Origin of the sequence: Tatumella ptyseos ATCC 33301, from assembly GCF_000735525.1 — a bacterium.
Lineage (GTDB): Bacteria > Pseudomonadota > Gammaproteobacteria > Enterobacterales > Enterobacteriaceae > Tatumella > Tatumella ptyseos.
Window position 1 is genome coordinate 23,072 of record NZ_JMPR01000021.1, and the last position, 15,855, is coordinate 38,926.

Annotated in this window: 18 protein-coding genes; 14 read left to right on the plus strand and 4 right to left on the minus strand. The window is 54.4% G+C overall.

Features of this window, described 5'->3' with window-relative positions:
• Window positions 1-97 precede the first annotated feature (97 nt).
• The 9 genes from GTPT_RS06295 (at window position 98) to uraH (ending at window position 7,331) form a co-directional block, all read left to right on the plus strand.
• Entirely contained in the window at window positions 98-937 is an 840-nt protein-coding gene (locus GTPT_RS06295) for a MurR/RpiR family transcriptional regulator (protein ID WP_025902331.1), read from the plus strand.
• A gap of 186 nt (window positions 938-1,123) precedes the next feature.
• The gene (locus GTPT_RS06300) at window positions 1,124-1,909 is read left to right on the plus strand and encodes a transporter substrate-binding domain-containing protein (RefSeq protein WP_029991201.1); all 786 of its coding nucleotides are present in this window, start codon (window positions 1,124-1,126) and stop codon (window positions 1,907-1,909) included.
• Window positions 1,910-1,918: 9 nt separating this feature from the next.
• Window positions 1,919-2,587: an amino acid ABC transporter permease gene (locus GTPT_RS06305; RefSeq protein WP_025902329.1), complete on the plus strand. Its 669-nt coding sequence runs from the start codon at window positions 1,919-1,921 to the stop codon at window positions 2,585-2,587.
• Window positions 2,584-3,240, plus strand: a complete 657-nt coding sequence (locus GTPT_RS06310) for an amino acid ABC transporter permease (protein ID WP_029991203.1) — start codon at window positions 2,584-2,586, stop codon at window positions 3,238-3,240. The genes GTPT_RS06305 and GTPT_RS06310 overlap by 4 nt, the downstream gene beginning before the upstream one ends.
• Window positions 3,221-3,952 (plus strand): amino acid ABC transporter ATP-binding protein, encoded by a 732-nt coding sequence (locus tag GTPT_RS06315; protein WP_025902327.1) that lies wholly within the window; start codon window positions 3,221-3,223, stop codon window positions 3,950-3,952. Before GTPT_RS06310 ends, GTPT_RS06315 begins: the two co-directional genes overlap by 20 nt.
• A 23-nt stretch (window positions 3,953-3,975) precedes the next feature.
• Window positions 3,976-5,223 carry a pyridoxal-phosphate-dependent aminotransferase family protein gene (locus GTPT_RS06320; protein WP_029991204.1) on the plus strand — a complete coding sequence of 416 codons (1,248 nt, stop codon included), beginning with the start codon at window positions 3,976-3,978 and terminating at the stop codon, window positions 5,221-5,223.
• Window positions 5,213-6,505, plus strand: coding sequence for an allantoate amidohydrolase (gene hpxK / locus GTPT_RS06325; RefSeq protein WP_025902325.1), 1,293 nt, complete (start codon window positions 5,213-5,215; stop codon window positions 6,503-6,505). The genes GTPT_RS06320 and hpxK overlap by 11 nt, the downstream gene beginning before the upstream one ends.
• Window positions 6,505-6,999: a 2-oxo-4-hydroxy-4-carboxy-5-ureidoimidazoline decarboxylase gene (uraD, locus tag GTPT_RS06330; protein WP_025902324.1), complete on the plus strand. Its 495-nt coding sequence runs from the start codon at window positions 6,505-6,507 to the stop codon at window positions 6,997-6,999. The genes hpxK and uraD overlap by 1 nt, the downstream gene beginning before the upstream one ends.
• Window positions 6,996-7,331, plus strand: coding sequence for a hydroxyisourate hydrolase (gene uraH / locus GTPT_RS06335; RefSeq protein WP_025902323.1), 336 nt, complete (start codon window positions 6,996-6,998; stop codon window positions 7,329-7,331). Before uraD ends, uraH begins: the two co-directional genes overlap by 4 nt.
• A gap of 48 nt (window positions 7,332-7,379) precedes the next feature.
• Here uraH and GTPT_RS06340 read toward each other — a convergent pair whose 3' ends face one another.
• Window positions 7,380-8,150, minus strand: a complete 771-nt coding sequence (locus tag GTPT_RS06340) for an amidohydrolase (RefSeq protein ID WP_029991207.1) — start codon at window positions 8,148-8,150, stop codon at window positions 7,380-7,382.
• On the minus strand, window positions 8,138-9,298 hold the full coding sequence (locus GTPT_RS06345; protein ID WP_025902321.1) for a pyridoxal phosphate-dependent aminotransferase: 1,161 nt from the start codon (window positions 9,296-9,298) through the stop codon (window positions 8,138-8,140). The genes GTPT_RS06340 and GTPT_RS06345 overlap by 13 nt, the downstream gene beginning before the upstream one ends.
• A gap of 202 nt (window positions 9,299-9,500) precedes the next feature.
• Here GTPT_RS06345 and mtnC point away from each other — a divergent pair, with 202 nt between their 5' ends.
• Window positions 9,501-10,184 (plus strand): acireductone synthase, encoded by a 684-nt coding sequence (mtnC, locus tag GTPT_RS06350; RefSeq protein WP_025902320.1) that lies wholly within the window; start codon window positions 9,501-9,503, stop codon window positions 10,182-10,184.
• A gap of 1 nt (window position 10,185) precedes the next feature.
• Complete coding sequence (locus GTPT_RS06355) at window positions 10,186-10,728, plus strand: 1,2-dihydroxy-3-keto-5-methylthiopentene dioxygenase (RefSeq protein WP_025902319.1); 543 nt, start codon at window positions 10,186-10,188, stop codon at window positions 10,726-10,728.
• 16 nt (window positions 10,729-10,744) lie between these two features.
• Here GTPT_RS06355 and mtnA read toward each other — a convergent pair whose 3' ends face one another.
• Window positions 10,745-11,773, minus strand: coding sequence for an S-methyl-5-thioribose-1-phosphate isomerase (gene mtnA / locus GTPT_RS06360; RefSeq protein WP_029991208.1), 1,029 nt, complete (start codon window positions 11,771-11,773; stop codon window positions 10,745-10,747).
• Between the two features lie 115 nt (window positions 11,774-11,888).
• Between mtnA and mtnK the strand changes: the two genes are divergently transcribed.
• The 3 genes from mtnK to GTPT_RS06375 all read left to right on the plus strand — a co-directional run bounded on the left by mtnK (window position 11,889) and on the right by GTPT_RS06375 (window position 14,897).
• The gene (mtnK, locus tag GTPT_RS06365) at window positions 11,889-13,088 is read left to right on the plus strand and encodes an S-methyl-5-thioribose kinase (protein ID WP_025902317.1); all 1,200 of its coding nucleotides are present in this window, start codon (window positions 11,889-11,891) and stop codon (window positions 13,086-13,088) included.
• Between the two features lie 330 nt (window positions 13,089-13,418).
• Window positions 13,419-13,997 carry a D-sedoheptulose 7-phosphate isomerase gene (gene lpcA, locus GTPT_RS06370; RefSeq protein WP_025902316.1) on the plus strand — a complete coding sequence of 193 codons (579 nt, stop codon included), beginning with the start codon at window positions 13,419-13,421 and terminating at the stop codon, window positions 13,995-13,997.
• A gap of 135 nt (window positions 13,998-14,132) precedes the next feature.
• Window positions 14,133-14,897: a class II glutamine amidotransferase gene (locus GTPT_RS06375; RefSeq protein ID WP_025902315.1), complete on the plus strand. Its 765-nt coding sequence runs from the start codon at window positions 14,133-14,135 to the stop codon at window positions 14,895-14,897.
• On the opposite strand, the gene dpaA is transcribed toward GTPT_RS06375, so the two are convergent.
• On the minus strand, window positions 14,871-15,611 hold the full coding sequence (dpaA, locus tag GTPT_RS06380; protein WP_025902314.1) for a peptidoglycan meso-diaminopimelic acid protein amidase: 741 nt from the start codon (window positions 15,609-15,611) through the stop codon (window positions 14,871-14,873). The two genes, GTPT_RS06375 and dpaA, sit on opposite strands and share 27 nt — an antisense overlap.
• Window positions 15,612-15,855 lie beyond the last annotated feature (244 nt).

Consider the following 15,855-nt stretch of genomic DNA (forward strand, 5'->3'; position numbering starts at 1 on the left):
AGCAATTTTTGTTCCGCTTCTGGTTTTTTTTGGCAGAACAGTAACAATGGATCGAATTATGCTAGCTTCTGCTGTAACAAATGTTGCAGGAGGGATGATGAAACCACTGGACCAACGGCTGGAATGCCATTACGACCAGCTTTCTCCTCAGGAGAAGCGGGTCGCTGATTTTGTGATCGATCATTTTGATGATGTGATCAGTTACAACAGTGCTGAACTGGCTCGTCTTAGCGGGGTCTCGAAAGCCACGGTCAGTCGCCTGTTTAAGCGTCTGGGATATGAAAAGTATAAAGATATGCACGATGAACTGCGTACTCTGCGCCAGACAGGTATGCCGTTAACCGATAACCGGGATGCGGTGCAGGGCAATACGCTGCTGGCCAGACATTATAAACAGGAAATGGCTAACCTGGCGCACTGGTCCGGCACACTGGATGCACAGCAGTTCACCCGCATCATTGACGCGCTAAGCCGTGCCCGTCGGGTCGCTATCTTTGGTCTGCGTAATGCCTATCCGGTGGCGATGCACCTGCGGTTGCAGCTAATGCAGGTTCGCCGGCAGGTACAACTGTTACCGACACCGGGGCAAACATTGTCTGAAGAACTGGTCGACCTGGAGCCGGACGATCTGGTCGTGGTGGTGGCGTTCCGTCGGCGTCCGGCGATTATCCGGCCATTACTGGAACAGTTGCAGCGTCAGTCAGTGCCGGTCGTGCTGATCAGTGAGCCGAATGTGGGAGCTCTGCAAGGGCTGGTGGACTGGCATCTGGCGTGTCCTCTGGAAAGTGTGTCGGCGTTTGACAGTTACAGTGCGGCCATGAGTCTGGTGAATTTGCTGGCGAATGCCCTGCTGCATGAATTACTGATGAGCGGGCGTCAGCGCATCCATCAGATAGCCGATCTTTATCAGCAACTTGAGGAGCTGGAACGTCGATGACGGGGCACCATGCTGGTGCTTTGCATTATTATAGTGCGCAATTATTGCGCATTGATCTCCGCAGTCACCGGTAAGCCTTTTTAAATCTGCTGTTTTCTGACATTTCCCCGGAGTATGTGGTTGGCACATTAGTTGCAACAACTGAGTCTGAAGAATCTTTTGTTTCATAACAGCTCAGGGGAAAATATGAAAAAGTTATTGATGGTTTTCGCGGGAGTGGCCTTACTGGCAGCACAGAGCACCGCCGTACTCGCAGATCAATTGCAGGATATCCAGAAACGCGGGGTTCTGCGGGTGGCTGTCCCTCAGGATTTTCCTCCGTTTGGATCGGTCGGCACCGATCTCCAGCCCGAAGGGTATGACATTGATATGGCCGGGTATCTGGCCAAAAAGATGAAACTAAAGTTACAGCTGGTCCCGGTCAGTAGTGCTAACCGGGTCGCATACCTGCAAACGAATAAAGTCGACCTGGTCATTTCGAGTCTGGGGAAAAACGCAGAGCGTGAAAAAGTCATCGATTTCAGCCGCGCTTATGCCCCGTTTTTCCTGGGTGTTTTTGGTCCGAAAGGACAGCCACTGAAAGACCCGGCGGCACTGAGTGGTAAGACTATCGGCGTCACCCGCGGGGCTGTTGAAGATATGGTACTGACGGCGATTGCCCCTAAAGATGCCACTATCCAGCGTTATGAAGACAACAATACCACGTTGTCTGCTTATCTCTCCGGTCAGGTTCAGTATGTGGCGACCGGCAACCTGGTCGTTGCGGCGATTAACCGTGAACATCCGTCAGCGGCACTGACCTCTCAGTTTACCCTGAAAGATTCTCCCTGCTTTATCGGTCTGAAAAAAGATGAACCGGCTCTGAAAAATGAGGTTAACACGCTCATTGGCGAAGGTATTAAAGACGGAACCCTGAATAAGATGTCTGAAACCTGGATGAAAGCCCCTCTGCCGGCAAGCCTGGGGAGCTAAGAGTCGTATATGACAGGACATCTTGATTTTCCGGCTCTCTGGCCCTACCGGCAGGAATTGCTCTCCGGGCTGTGGGTCACTATTCAGCTGAGTGTGCTGGCGACCCTGGGGGGCGTGGGCCTGGGGATCCTCGGGGCGGCTATCCGCAGCGGTAAAACAACCCTGCTTAGCCGTCTGTGGGGGGGATACGTGGCGGTGATCCGCAATACCCCGTTTATGGTCCAGTTATTCTTTATTGTTTTCGGCCTGCCAAATATCGGGTTCCGTCTGACGGCCGGAGAAGCCGCATTGCTGACCATGATCATTAACCTCGGGGCATACAGTACGGAAATTATTCGTGCAGGGATCCAGGTCACTCCGAAAGGACAATGGGAAGCCTGCCGGGTACTGGGCTTCACCCGGCTGCAGACCTTTTTACGGGTCATCCTGCCTCCCGCATTACAACGTATTTATCCGTCGCTGGTAGGGCAATGCATCATCGTGATGCTGGGGTCGTCGGTCGTTTCTCAGGTTTCTTATCAGGAGCTGACCTTCCAGAGCAGCCTTATTCAGTCGCGCACTTTCCTGAGTTTTGAGGTTTATCTGGTCACGACGGCCATTTATCTGTTGCTATCCATTGCCATGCGCCAGCTCCTGATGTTAATCGGCCGCCGCTGGCTGGGAGTCACCGCAAAATGATGACATTTACTGACTGGGATATTGTCCGTAATTTACTGCTCGCCGGGCGCTGGACAATCCTGTTATCGCTGGTCGCTTTTTTTGGCGGCACGCTGACAACACTCCCTCTGTTGCTGATGCGCCTGAGCCGTTTCCGTTGCCTGCACCTGTTGGTACGTGCCTATTGCGGACTGTTCCAGGGCACCCCGCTGCTGATGCAGCTTTTCCTGGCGTTTTTTGGTGTGGCGTTATTCGGGATCGATGTCTCGGCCTGGACGGCCGCGTCTGTGGCGCTGACCTTATACACCAGTGCGTATTTGCTGGATATCTGGTACGGGAGCATCCGCTCGCTGCCGAAAGGGCAGTGGGAAGCCTCCCGCTGTGTCGGACTCACTTTTACGCAAACGCTTATCCATGTTGTTGCCCCTCAGGCATTCCGCGTGGCCCTGGCACCGACCGTCGGGTTCGCCGTGCAGGCCATTAAAGGCACCGCGCTGGCTTCCATTATCGGCTTCGTCGAACTGACCAAAGCCGGCACCATGCTGACTAACGTGACTTTTGAGCCGTTCAAGGTCTTTGCTTTGGTAGCCCTGGGGTATTTTATTTTGTGTTATCCGCTGTCCCGTTACAGCCTCTATCTGGAGAAGAAATTCGATGCCTCTCATCACCATTAATCAGATGCAGAAATTCTACGGTGATAACCATGTTCTGAAAGGGATCGATCTTGATATCGATGCCGGTGAAGTGGTGTCTATCATCGGGCGTAGCGGTTCAGGAAAAAGTACCTTGTTGCGCTGTATTAACGGCCTTGAGAGCTATCAGGAAGGCAGTATTAAACTGGGCGGCATGACTATCACCTCCAGTGACAGTCAGGCCAAAACGATCAGCCAATCCATTGGCATGGTTTTCCAGAGCTTTAATCTGTTCCCCCATATGACAGCACTGGAAAATGTCATGCTGGCCCCGCGGCTGGTACTCAAAAAAAGTCGGGCAGAGAGCCGGGATCTGGCCGCCCGTATGCTGGAGAAAGTCGGGCTGGGAGAGCGACTGAACTATTCACCGGCCAGCCTTTCCGGCGGACAACAGCAGCGTGTTGCCATTGCCAGGGCACTGGCGATGCAACCGAAGGTATTGCTGTGTGACGAAATTACCTCTGCACTGGACCCCGAGCTTGTCGGGGAGGTGTTGCGGGTACTGGAACAACTGGCTGCTGATGGCATGACCCTGATTCTGGTGACGCATGAAATGAATTTTGCGCGAGAGGTCGGGGATCGGGTGGTGTTTATGCATCAGGGGAAAGTCCGTGAACAGGGGGACAGCAAAACCTTCTTTACTCACCCGCAGACCGCAGAACTCAAACAGTTCATCTCTACGGTTCGTTTGTAATCACTCTTTTTAAGGAACGCATTATGGATCTCAGCCAGATTTCCTCTATCAATCCGCCCCAACGATTACTGATGGGCCCCGGTCCGATCAATGCCGATCCGCGGGTACTGCGGGCGATGTCCAGTCAACTGATCGGACAATATGATCCCGCCATGACCGGCTACATGAATGAGGTGATGGCACTGTACCGCGGGGTCTTTTGTACCCAAAATCAGTGGACACTGCTGGTTAACGGGACCTCCCGTGCCGGAATTGAAGCGATTCTGTTATCCGCCATTAAACCGGGCGACAAAGTGCTGGTCCCCGTGTTCGGGCGCTTCGGACACCTGTTATGTGAAATCGCACATCGCTGCCGTGCAGAAGTGCACACCATTGACGTTCCATGGGGAGAGGTGTTCACGGCAGATCAGATTGAAGATGCCGTTCGCCGTATTAAACCGCGTCTGTTACTGACGGTACAGGGTGATACATCGACCACGATGTTACAGCCGCTGGCGGAACTCGGTGAAATCTGCCGTCGGTATGGCGTGTTGTTCTATACAGATGCGACCGCCTCGCTGGGCGGAAATGCGCTGGAGACGGATGCCTGGGGACTGGATGCCGTATCGGCCGGGATGCAGAAATGCCTGGGCGGGCCTTCGGGCACGTCACCGGTCACCCTCAGCGCACAAATGACAGAGGTGATCAGACGACGCAGACGTGTTGAACAGGGGATCCGCACGGACGCTCACCAGCAGGGTGAGGATGAAATGATCTATTCCAACTATTTTGATCTGGGCATGATCATGGATTACTGGGGTGCGGAACGGTTAAACCACCATACGGAAGCGACCAGTGCATTATTTGCCGCCCGCGAATGTGCGCGCATCCTTCTGCAGGAAGGGATCGACGAGGGGATTGCCCGACATAAGCTGCATGGTGATGCGATGCTGCAGGGGATCCGGGCCATGGGGCTTACGGTCTTTGGCGATGTCCGTCATAAAATGAATAATGTGCTGGGCGTGATGATCCCTGCACAGGTCAATGGCGATCAGGTGCGTAGCATGATGCTGAACGACTTCGGGATCGAGATCGGCACCTCATTCGGACCGTTACATGGCAAAGTCTGGCGTATCGGCACCATGGGCTATAACGCGCGTAAACAATGCGTCCTGCAAACCCTGACCGCTCTCGAAGCGGTACTGAATCGCCTCGGCTTTATCACCCGTCAGGGGGCTGCGATGCAGGCCGCGTGGGATCACTATCTGACGGAAGCACCTCATGCAGAATAAAATGAGCGTCCGGCAGGCGCAACAGGCCGGGGAGCGGGCGATGGCCCGCTGTGATTCTCTGGCTGAGATCAGTGAAACCGAAGGACAACTGACCCGGGTGTATCTCTCGGCGGAGCATCTCCGTGCTAATCATCTGACCGGTCAGTGGATGAAAGAAGCGGGGATGGCGGTCTGGCAGGATGAGGTCGGGAATATCTGCGGGCGTTATGAAGGGCAGACACCGGATGCCCCGGCAATCTTACTGGGATCCCATCTGGACAGCGTGCGTAATGCGGGAAAATACGACGGGCCGCTGGGGGTACTGACGGCGATAGAAACCGTCAGCTGGCTGAATGAGCAGCAAATCCGTCTGCCGGTCGCCATTGAAATTATCGGTTTTGCCGATGAGGAAGGGACGCGTTTCGGGATCACGCTGCTGGGTAGCAAAGGCATTACCGGACGCTGGCCTGATAGCTGGACGGCACAGCCGGACAGTGAAGGGATCACTGTCGCGCAGGCGATGCAGTCTGTCGGCCTGCAGGCGGAGACTATTGCACAGGCCACCCGACGCCGGGACGCCTTTATCGCCTATCTTGAGTTACATATCGAGCAGGGACCCTGTCTGGAAGAGGCCGGACTGGCACTGGGGGTGGTGACGGCGATCAACGGCGCACGTCGCCTGAACTGTTCCTTTACCGGGATGGCGGGCCATGCCGGCACCGTCCCGATGACTCACCGGAAGGATGCTCTGGCCGCGGCGGCGGAGTGGATGGTCTTTATTGAACGGGTGACGTGTGAGGCCGATCCGTTATTAGTCGCAACGGTCGGGACCCTGACCTGTGAACCTGGAGCGGTGAATGTGATCCCGGGCGACGTCAGGCTTTCTCTGGATATCCGCGGGCCGGAAGATGGCCCGCTGGCAGAACTGCTGGCCACGCTGTTGCAGGAAGGTGAGCAGATCGCGGCGCGGCGGGGACTGTCATTCCGCGCAGAAGAGTATTATGGCATTCAGGCAACGACCTGCGATCCGGCACTGCGTGATGCTTTCAGTGAAGCGGTCACTGAGATTCAGGGGCAGTCGCTCCTGCTGCCCAGCGGAGCCGGACACGACGCCATTGCTATTGCAGAGTGCTGGCCTGTGGCGATGTTGTTCGTCCGCTGTGCCGGGGGGATTAGTCATCATCCGGAGGAGTCGGTAACCACGGAGGATGTATCGCTGGCCATACAGGCGTATTTACAGGCTATTATTAAGGTGGCGGATTCGGCCATTAGCGGGAACTCACGTAATGCGGAGAACGTCTGATGAATATTGAGCAGTTTAATCAGTTGTCGCCCTCCGAGGCGAGGGCGGCCATTGAAAGCTGTGTGGCGATCCCCTCCTGGCAACAGCAACTGGTGGCTGCCCGTCCTTTCCTGTCGGTACAACAGGCGCTGGACTATGCCGACGGATTATCCCGGCAGTGGCAGCAGACCGAATTAGCTCAGGCGTTCAGCGCTCACCCACGGATTGGCGAAAGAGCCACAGGTCAGCAGGCACATCAGCAGGCCTCCCGCAGTGAGCAGGCAGCGGTACTGACGGCAGATAGCCAGGTCAGGCAGGCGATGGCCGAGGGAAACCAGGCGTATGAAGCACGTTTTGGCCGTATTTTTCTGATCCGTGCCAAAGGACGGACGCCGCAGGATATTCTGGAGCAACTCCGCCGGCGTCTGCATAATGATGACAGTGAAGAGCTGGGGGAAACCCTGGCGCAATTACGTGAAATTACGTTATTGCGATTACAGGAGGTATTGTCATGAGTACCATCACCACACATATTCTGGATACGGCGCTGGGTAAACCTGCCCGTGACGTCCGCATTACGCTTGAGCAGCAATCGACAGAAGGCTGGGCTGAACTGGCGCAGGGTAAGACGGACGATGACGGGCGTCTGAAAAACCTGACACCGGAACCGGTGACTCCGGGGCATTACCGGCTGACCGCCGAAATCGGGGATTATTTTGCGATAGCCGGGCGGCAGTCGCTGTATCTGACGGCACAGATTGATTTTGTGATCCCGGAAGCCGGCAGTCACTACCATCTGCCGTTTCTGATCACCCCCTGGTCATGGTCGACCTATCGGGGAAGTTAACCCCCTGGTTGTGATGGCGGGCAGTCACACCGCCCGCTATCACGGCGGTTATTCCAGGGTAAAGCTGTCCGCATCACGCCAGGCCGGGAAGCGCTGACGGTAAGCCTGAAGTTCTTCCAGAGAGAGAGTGGCTGAGATAACTTCCGCCGCATCCGCGGCAGCGGTCGCCAGCAACTCGCCGGTCGGGCTGATAATGCGGCTATCACCACTGTAGCTCAATGCGTTAGCGTCCTGGCCGACGCGGTTACATCCCGCGATATACGTCTGGTTTTCAATCGCCCTGGCCAGCAGGAGTGCCTGCCAGTGTGCGCTGCGTGCCGCCGGCCAGCTGGCGATATACAGAGCCAGGTCGTAATCATTCCGGTTCCGCGAAAACACCGGGAAGCGCAGGTCATAGCAGATCTGCGGAAGAATTCGCCATCCCCGCCACTCGATAATGACCCGTTCACGGCCCGCCTCGTAATGGTGATGTTCCTCACCCATTCTGAACAGATGGCGTTTATCGTAACGATGAACTTCTCCTGCAGGAGTGACCAGCAGAAAACGGTTAACCGCGCCCTGATCTGTTTGCAGTGCCACACTGCCACCGGCCAGCGCGTCATACTTTTTCGCCTGCGCCGACAGCCATTCAATGACGACGGATTCCGGTAGCGAAGACCGGGCAGCCTCCATGGCAAAACCGGTGGTAAACATCTCCGGTAACAGGATCAGATCACTGTCGGGGACGGTCTCCAGTACCTGCCCGAAATGACGTAAATTGGCCTCCCCGTCCATCCAGACCAGAGGCTGCTGAAGTAAGCTAATCTTTAAATCCGGCATAAGCGCTCCGCGGCAGCCTGCAGAGTCGGCTCCTGTTTGGCAAAACAGAGACGGATCAGCTTATGCGGAAATTCACCGTCACAAAACACGGACAGCGGGATCGCCGCCACACCGACTTCTTTGGTCAGCCACTGACAGAAGCTGACATCATCCAGATCTGAAATCGCGCTGTAATCCAGTAACAGGAAGTAGGTACCTTCACAAGGCAGGACCCGGAAGCGGCTCTCCTGTAAGGCATTGATCAGGAAGTCACGACGCTGGCGGTAGAATGCCGGCAGATCGAGATAATGCTCCGGTTCTTTACGCAGCATATCCGCCAGCGCCAGCTGTGCCGGGGTATTGACGGCAAAGGTCAGGTACTGGTGAACCTTACGGATTTCGGCGGAGATCGCCGCCGGTGCCACACAGTAACCCACTTTCCAGCCGGTCATATGATACGTTTTCCCGAAGGAGGAAACGGCAATCCCGCGTTCCCGCAATTGCGGATGCTGCAGAATACTGAAGTGTCCCCCTTCAGCAAAACAGATGTGTTCGTAGACTTCATCGCTCAGGACATAGGTTTCCTGCTGGCCGATAGCCTGCCAGAGTGCATCAAAATCGGCAGCCTGCCAGACGGTTGCCGTCGGATTATGTGGTGTATTGAGGATAACCAGGCGTGTTTTATCCGACAGTAATTCAGAAAAGGCCTGCCAGTCAGGGCGAAAGGCCGGGGGCTGCAGGGCAATACGTTTCAGTACACCGCCGGAAAGTGCCACGGCAGGCGCATAACTGTCATAACTCGGGTCAAAGCAGATCACTTCATCACCCGGCCTGACCAGCGCCGTAATGGCCGCAAACAGTGCTTCGGTGGCACCCGCAGTGACGGTAATATCGGTGTTCACATCCGGCGTATAACCATAGCAACGCTGTGTTTTTTCAGCGATGGCTTCGCGAAGTGGCTGAACACCGGTCATCGGTGCATACTGGTTGGCCCCCTGACTGACATGCCAGGCCAGTTGCTGTTGCAGGTATTCCGGGCCATCAAAGTCAGGGAAGCCCTGTGACAGGTTAATTGCCTGATATTCTTGTGCCAGCGCACTCATCTGACTGAAGATAGTGGTGCCCAGGGCCGGAAGTTTACTGTCGGGAGTGAAAGTATGCTGCGTCATTATTACTCTGCCTTATCGACGGCTATCTGTATTAAGAGATAAATCGTGTGTGTGACCAAAGCCTTTATTGATGCCACTATAAACAGGATGGTAATATTTGGCAATCAAGACACTTAGATGGCTAAACAGACAAACAGCCGGCAGATCCTGAAATAATCATGTTTTTACTGCAAATATCAGGCAGCTGTGCTGCGGAGGTAGAATGATTCGAGCAATTGTGACGGATATTGAAGGCACGACCAGTGATATCCGCTTTGTACACCAGGTGCTGTTTCCTTATGCACGTCAGCATCTGGAAAGCTATATCCGTAAAAATGCACAGGCACCGGAAGTGTCTCAGGCGCTGGAGAGTTTACGCCAGGAACTGGCTCAGCCGGAGGCCGGTACGGATCAGCTGATCGAAGCGTTATACCGGTTTATGGATGAAGACCGTAAGTCCACTGCCCTGAAAGCCCTGCAGGGCATGATCTGGCAGGACGGCTACGTTAACGGGAATTTTACCGGGCACCTCTATCCGGACGTTTTACCGGCCCTGAAACAATGGCAGGCTCAGGGGCTGACCCTATGTGTCTATTCCTCGGGTTCCGTGGCCGCACAGAAACTGCTGTTCGGTTACAGCGATGCCGGGGATATTACCGGGGTCTTCAGCGACTATTTTGATACCCATGTCGGGGCCAAGCGGGAAGAGCAATCCTACCGGAATATCGCCGGTAAGCTGGGGCTGCCGGGCGAAGACTTACTGTTTTTATCGGATATTCATCAGGAACTGGATGCCGCACGCGCGGCGGGCTGGAAAACCGTTCAGCTGATCCGCGGAGAGGCTGACCCGGAAAGCGTACATCCGGCGGTGAGCAGTTTTGAACAGATTACACCGGAGACCTTCTGAAATGAGTGCATTAACGATTTTTAGCGATAAAGACGCCAGCCAGCCGATCTGGCAGAGTGAAGATGCCGCGCAGATCCGTGAAAAACTGGCGCAACAGGATGTCCGTTTTGAGCGCTGGGCGGCCGACCGTGATTTAGGGGCCGACCCGACGCCGGAGACGGTACTTGAGGCCTATCAGCATGCGATTGATAAACTGGTGGCAGAAAAAGGTTATCAGAGCTGGGATGTGATCAGCATGCGTGCCAGCCATCCGGAGAAACAGGCATTACGCGAAAAATTTCTCTCTGAGCACACCCACGGTGAGGACGAGGTGCGCTTTTTTGTCGAAGGGGCAGGGTTGTTTTGCCTGCATCTGGACGGGCACGTGTATCAGATCCTGTGTGAGAAAAATGATCTGATCTCGGTCCCTGCAGGCACGCCTCACTGGTTCGATATGGGATCGGAACCCAACTTCACGGCTATCCGCATTTTTGATAATCCGGAAGGCTGGATCGCCCGCTTTACCGGCGATCCGATTGCCGAAAGTTACCCCCGGCTGGCCTGACCGGGATTGACCGGGTTCAGGCCGTCTGTGGCCGGAAAATGCCTTCGGCCACCTGCTCCGGCGTGATAAGCCCGGTATCCAGCACCCAGCCACTGATCAGCGCCGCAGGGGTGACATCAAAGGCCGGATTATGGACCCGGATATTCTCCGGTGCCCATTGTACGGCCCCGAAACTGCCGGCAACACCGGTCACTTCCGCGGCCGCTCTTTGTTCTATCGGAATATCTTTTCCTGACGGACAGTGACGATCCAGAGTGGTGTGCGGGGCAGCCACGTAAAACGGGATCCCATGATAGCGGGCCAGTACCGCCAGGCTGTAAGTGCCGATTTTATTGGCCACATCGCCGTTTGCCGCAATCCGGTCAGCACCGACCCAGATAGCATCGACCTGTCCGTCGGCCATCAGTGCCGCAGCCATGCTATCGGTGATCAGCTGGCAGGGAATACCGGATTCCGACAGTTCCCAGGCCGTCAGGCGTCCGCCCTGCAGCAGAGGACGGGTTTCACCTACCCAGACATGGGCCACTTTCCCCTGTTGCCAGCCACGGGTAATTACGCCCAGTGCGGTACCGACGCCGGCCGTAGCCAGGCCTCCGGTATTACAGTGCGTCAGAATACGGCTGCCCGCGGTGATCAGCGGCGTGCCGGCCTGCGCGATATTGTCACAAAGCTGCCTGTCTTCATCGACCAGACGCAATGCCTCACGGACCAGTGCGGTGACATAGTCTTCTGCCGCCAGCGCTTCCTGCATTCTGTCCAGATTATTCATCAGATTCACGGCCGTCGGACGGGCTGCCCGTAGCGTGAGTAATGAGTCCTGAAGGTCGGCACGTGACATTCCCTGCTCAGCCTGCAGGGCCAGCAGGAGTGAAGCCGAAAGGCCAATCAGTGGCGCTCCCCTGACACGTAAGGCATGGATATGGCTGACAAGCGCGTCGGTACTGCCGGCACTGAGCCAGTTTTTTTGTTGCGGAAGGGCCTGCTGGTCAAGGATCCAGAGCTGGTTATCAATAATTTTCAGGCTGGTCGTTTGCAGAGTTTGCATCAATATTATTTCCGGGTTGCTTCACTGAGGAATAGTATGCCAATATGCGGGGCAGAATAGAAGTGTAGACGTCTGAAAGGCTCAGGCGCAGAGAATAATAAGAGAGGAAAAGGCAATGTCACAATACCGAACCTTCACCGCCACAGATGCTGTGGAATACGCCAGGCAGTTTTCCGGGCTGGAAAATCCGGAACAACTGACAGAAGCGCTGGAAGTGGGGGACGGTAACCTGAATCTGGTGTTTAAAATTCTGGATCAGCAAGGTAAAAGTCGTGTCATTGTCAAACAGGCCCTTCCTTATGTGCGTTGTGTCGGTGAGTCCTGGCCGCTGACCCTTGACCGTGCCCGGCTGGAAGCAGAAACGCTGATTGAGCATTATAAATACAGTCCTGAGCATACGGTCCGTGTGACCCATCTTGATGCCAGCCTGGCGGTGATGGTGATGGAAGACCTCTCTGAATATCACATCTGGCGAGGGGAGCTGGTGGCGGGTAAATCCTATCCGCAGGCGGCCCGGCAACTGGGTCATTACCTGGCCAGTGTCCTGTTTTCTACCTCTGATTTCGCCCTGCATCCTCATGAAAAAAAGGCGCAGGTCGCACGCTTTATCAATACGGAAATGTGCGAAATTACCGAGGATTTGTTCTTTAACGATCCTTACATTGAGCATCCGCGTAATGATTATCCGCAGGCTCTCGAACCGTTAGTGGCCTCACTGCGGGAAGATGCTGAATTGCGCATTGCCGTTGCGGAACTGAAACACCGTTTTCTGACCCATGCTGAAGCCCTGCTGCACGGAGATATTCACACCGGCTCGGTTTTTGTGACCGACAGCGGACTGAAAGCCATCGATGCGGAATTCGGTTATTACGGTCCGATGGGCTTTGACCTCGGCACCGCGATGGGGAATTTACTGCTGAACTACTGCGGCGTCCCCGGCCTGCTGGCCCCGAGAGAAGCGGCGGAAGCCAGGGACCAGCGTCTGGCTGAGATCATTACGTTGTGGCAGACCTTCAGTGATGAATTCCTGACACGCAGCCAGCAGTCCACCCGCGATGTTGCGCTGGCGGTGCCGGGGTATGCACAGAAGTTTCTGCAGAAAGTCTGGTGTGATGCTATCGGGTTCTGCGGGACTGAATTGATCCGCCGTACGGTCGGCATGTCTCATGTTGCCGATATCAGTCACATTGAAGACGATATGATGCGCACCGACTGTCTGCGCCATGCCATCACGCTGGGACGTACTCTGATTCTGGCAGCAGGCCATATCAGTGATGCCGAATCACTCGTCGCCCGAATCCGTCAGGTAGCCTGATCAGCAGGTCATGCCACACTCGTGGCATGACCCCGTAACAGAACACTGGCACAGACGCAGATACGTCTGAAGCAACAGCCTTCGTTTACCTGCCCGTCATCCCATCGTGATAACGCCGCCACGTGGGCTTCCGCTATGGCTCACTGCCACGAACGCATACCGGACAGACTAAGACCCGACAAACCCTGAAACAGGGGGGAACGGGGAATATCTCATGGTTAAGACGGGATCCGTATAACACAGTGTGCAGGATCCTGTGACAGAGGCTTGCGCTGCCCGACGATTGGGCTACACTGGCGGCGTTAATTTTCCGATGTAAGGACATCCCCTATGTACCAGGATATTATTCGTTCAGAACTGAATGAAGCCGCAGAAACGCTTAATGCCTTCCTGAAAGATGAAAACAATATTCATGCCATTCAGCAGGCGGCGACGCTGCTGGCTGACAGTTTCAAAGCTGGCGGAAAGGTACTCTCTTGCGGCAATGGTGGTTCTCACTGTGATGCAATGCATTTCGCTGAAGAACTGACCGGACGCTACCGTGAGAACCGCCCGGGGTATCCGGCGATTGCGATTTCGGATGTCAGTCATATTTCCTGCGTCAGTAATGACTTCGGCTATGATTATGTTTTTTCCCGGTATACCGAAGCCGTCGGTCGCCAGGGGGATGTGCTGTTAGGTATTTCCACCTCCGGAAACTCCGCCAATATTATTAAAGCGATTGAGGCTGCCCGCAGCCGGGGGATGAAAGTGATCACCCTGACCGGAAAAGATGGCGGCAAAATGGCCGGCAGTGCCGATGTGGAAATTCGTGTCCCGCATTTTGGTTTTGCTGATCGGATCCAGGAAATACACATTAAAATTATTCATATTTTGATTTTGCTGATCGAAAAAGAGATGGAAAAATAATCAGCGCATACCTTTCCCGAAAAATACGCGGGCAGGCGGGCTATGGTGACTTGCCAGACCGCTGACTGCGTGTTATTTCTTTGGGTTATTACGGCTAAAAACGCCGGACCATGGGATTGTGAGAGGTGATAACTGATGTGTGAATTGCTCGGGATGAGCGCCAACATACCGACGGATATCTGTTTCAGTTTTTCCGGGCTCGTGCAGCGCGGGGGAGGCACCGGGCCGCACAAAGATGGCTGGGGTATTACTTTTTATGAAGGTAAAGGGTGCCGCACTTTTAAAGACCCGCTTCCCAGTATTCACTCGCCGATAGCCAGACTGGTGCAGGAATATCCTATCAAATCACATTCCGTAGTGGCGCATATTCGTCAGGCAAATCGCGGAAATGTCTCGCTGGAAAATACTCATCCTTTCACCCGTGAGCTCTGGGGGCGTCACTGGACTTATGCTCATAACGGGCAACTCAGTGACTATGAGGACCTGGATACGGGGTCCTTCCGGCCGGTCGGGGAAACCGACAGTGAAAAAGCTTTTTGCTGGATCCTGCATAAACTGGCCACGCGTTATCCGGAGCCTCCGGAAGACTGGCCGGCGATGTTCCGTTATATTGCGACACTGGCGGCGGAGCTGAAAGAGAAAGGGGTCTTTAATATGCTGCTGTCAGACGGCCGTTATCTGATGGCATATTGTTCCACTCATCTTCACTGGATCACCCGGCGTGCGCCCTTTGGTAAAGCCACCTTACTGGATCAGGATGTTGAAATTGATTTTCAGCAGCACACGACACCTCAGGACATCGTCAGTGTGGTGGCGACACAGCCATTAACCGGCAATGAAACCTGGCACAAAATTGTGCCAGGAGAGTGGGTATTATTTTGTCTTGGTGAGCGTCAGTAAGGTCTTTGAGTCAGTCTCACTGTTGCCGCTGAACGGATTTTTTCGAACCACATACCGGCCGTTTTCTACCGTCACTGAAGGCGGCTGTTGATGTTGCAGGAAGTAGTCGTAGCCCGGTTTCAGCTGTTGCCAGAAACTGTAATACGCTGAATCCTGATGCCGCTGCATATTTTGTGCTGTCATACGGAACGGAAAAATATCCACTTCAACTTCGGACTGCCCATTGCGCAGGGCGGCATTCACAAAGTCATAAATCTGCTCCATATAGGCGTTGGTCATGGCATAACAGCCAATCGACACACAGTTACCATGGATCATCAGATATTTACCGCTGTAACCATTGTCGCGATCATACTGGTTCGGAAAGCCGATGTTGATGGCCCGGTAAAAATGGCTGTCGGGATTCAGCTGATCCAGCTTTACTGAGTAAAACCCTTCCGGACTTTTAAAATCACCCTCCACGCGTTTCGGACCCAGGCCGCCGGAAAACTTACAGATTTTGAAACTGTTCAGTAAACGGTATTCGTTACCGACTTTACCGTATAAATCGAGTGTCCGTTCTTCCTTAAAGATCTGAATAAATACCGGCGTCCCCAAAAGCTGCTGAGTGAGCGGTTTACTCACGGGGGGCAACAGGCTGACGGAGTTCTGAGACGCGGCCAGACAATATGCCGGGAGTAAAAACATCGCAAGTAAGAGTGCGATTTTACGCATGCTGCAAATACCTTGAAAATGAGGGTGGAAAAGAACGTAACTTCGTTTATCGTGCAGATATCCACGGTGCGGCGAAGACTCAGCGCAACATTAGCACTGTCTGTCTTTTTAGCAAGAGAACGGTGAAGATATTTATCAGTTACGCTCTGTGATAGTGACCCTCCATACAAAAGGAGGGGGGCGTCCGTAACGGTACTTCACCGTGATTGATCTTTACACTGATTATTTATACAGTATTGATGTT

What these genes read in the sequence shown, in the direction of transcription:
- GTPT_RS06295 (WP_025902331.1), top strand. Translation starts at nt 98, where the DNA reads ATGAAACCACTGGACCAACGGCTGGAATGCCATTACGACCAGCTTTCT.
- GTPT_RS06300 (WP_029991201.1), top strand. Translation starts at nt 1,124, where the DNA reads ATGAAAAAGTTATTGATGGTTTTCGCGGGAGTGGCCTTACTGGCAGCA.
- GTPT_RS06305 (WP_025902329.1), top strand. Translation starts at nt 1,919, where the DNA reads ATGACAGGACATCTTGATTTTCCGGCTCTCTGGCCCTACCGGCAGGAA.
- GTPT_RS06310 (WP_029991203.1), top strand. Translation starts at nt 2,584, where the DNA reads ATGATGACATTTACTGACTGGGATATTGTCCGTAATTTACTGCTCGCC.
- GTPT_RS06315 (WP_025902327.1), top strand. Translation starts at nt 3,221, where the DNA reads ATGCCTCTCATCACCATTAATCAGATGCAGAAATTCTACGGTGATAAC.
- GTPT_RS06320 (WP_029991204.1), top strand. Translation starts at nt 3,976, where the DNA reads ATGGATCTCAGCCAGATTTCCTCTATCAATCCGCCCCAACGATTACTG.
- hpxK (WP_025902325.1), top strand. Translation starts at nt 5,213, where the DNA reads ATGCAGAATAAAATGAGCGTCCGGCAGGCGCAACAGGCCGGGGAGCGG.
- uraD (WP_025902324.1), top strand. Translation starts at nt 6,505, where the DNA reads ATGAATATTGAGCAGTTTAATCAGTTGTCGCCCTCCGAGGCGAGGGCG.
- uraH (WP_025902323.1), top strand. Translation starts at nt 6,996, where the DNA reads ATGAGTACCATCACCACACATATTCTGGATACGGCGCTGGGTAAACCT.
- GTPT_RS06340 (WP_029991207.1), bottom strand. Translation starts at nt 8,150, where the DNA reads ATGCCGGATTTAAAGATTAGCTTACTTCAGCAGCCTCTGGTCTGGATG.
- GTPT_RS06345 (WP_025902321.1), bottom strand. Translation starts at nt 9,298, where the DNA reads ATGACGCAGCATACTTTCACTCCCGACAGTAAACTTCCGGCCCTGGGC.
- mtnC (WP_025902320.1), top strand. Translation starts at nt 9,501, where the DNA reads ATGATTCGAGCAATTGTGACGGATATTGAAGGCACGACCAGTGATATC.
- GTPT_RS06355 (WP_025902319.1), top strand. Translation starts at nt 10,186, where the DNA reads ATGAGTGCATTAACGATTTTTAGCGATAAAGACGCCAGCCAGCCGATC.
- mtnA (WP_029991208.1), bottom strand. Translation starts at nt 11,773, where the DNA reads ATGCAAACTCTGCAAACGACCAGCCTGAAAATTATTGATAACCAGCTC.
- mtnK (WP_025902317.1), top strand. Translation starts at nt 11,889, where the DNA reads ATGTCACAATACCGAACCTTCACCGCCACAGATGCTGTGGAATACGCC.
- lpcA (WP_025902316.1), top strand. Translation starts at nt 13,419, where the DNA reads ATGTACCAGGATATTATTCGTTCAGAACTGAATGAAGCCGCAGAAACG.
- GTPT_RS06375 (WP_025902315.1), top strand. Translation starts at nt 14,133, where the DNA reads ATGTGTGAATTGCTCGGGATGAGCGCCAACATACCGACGGATATCTGT.
- dpaA (WP_025902314.1), bottom strand. Translation starts at nt 15,611, where the DNA reads ATGCGTAAAATCGCACTCTTACTTGCGATGTTTTTACTCCCGGCATAT.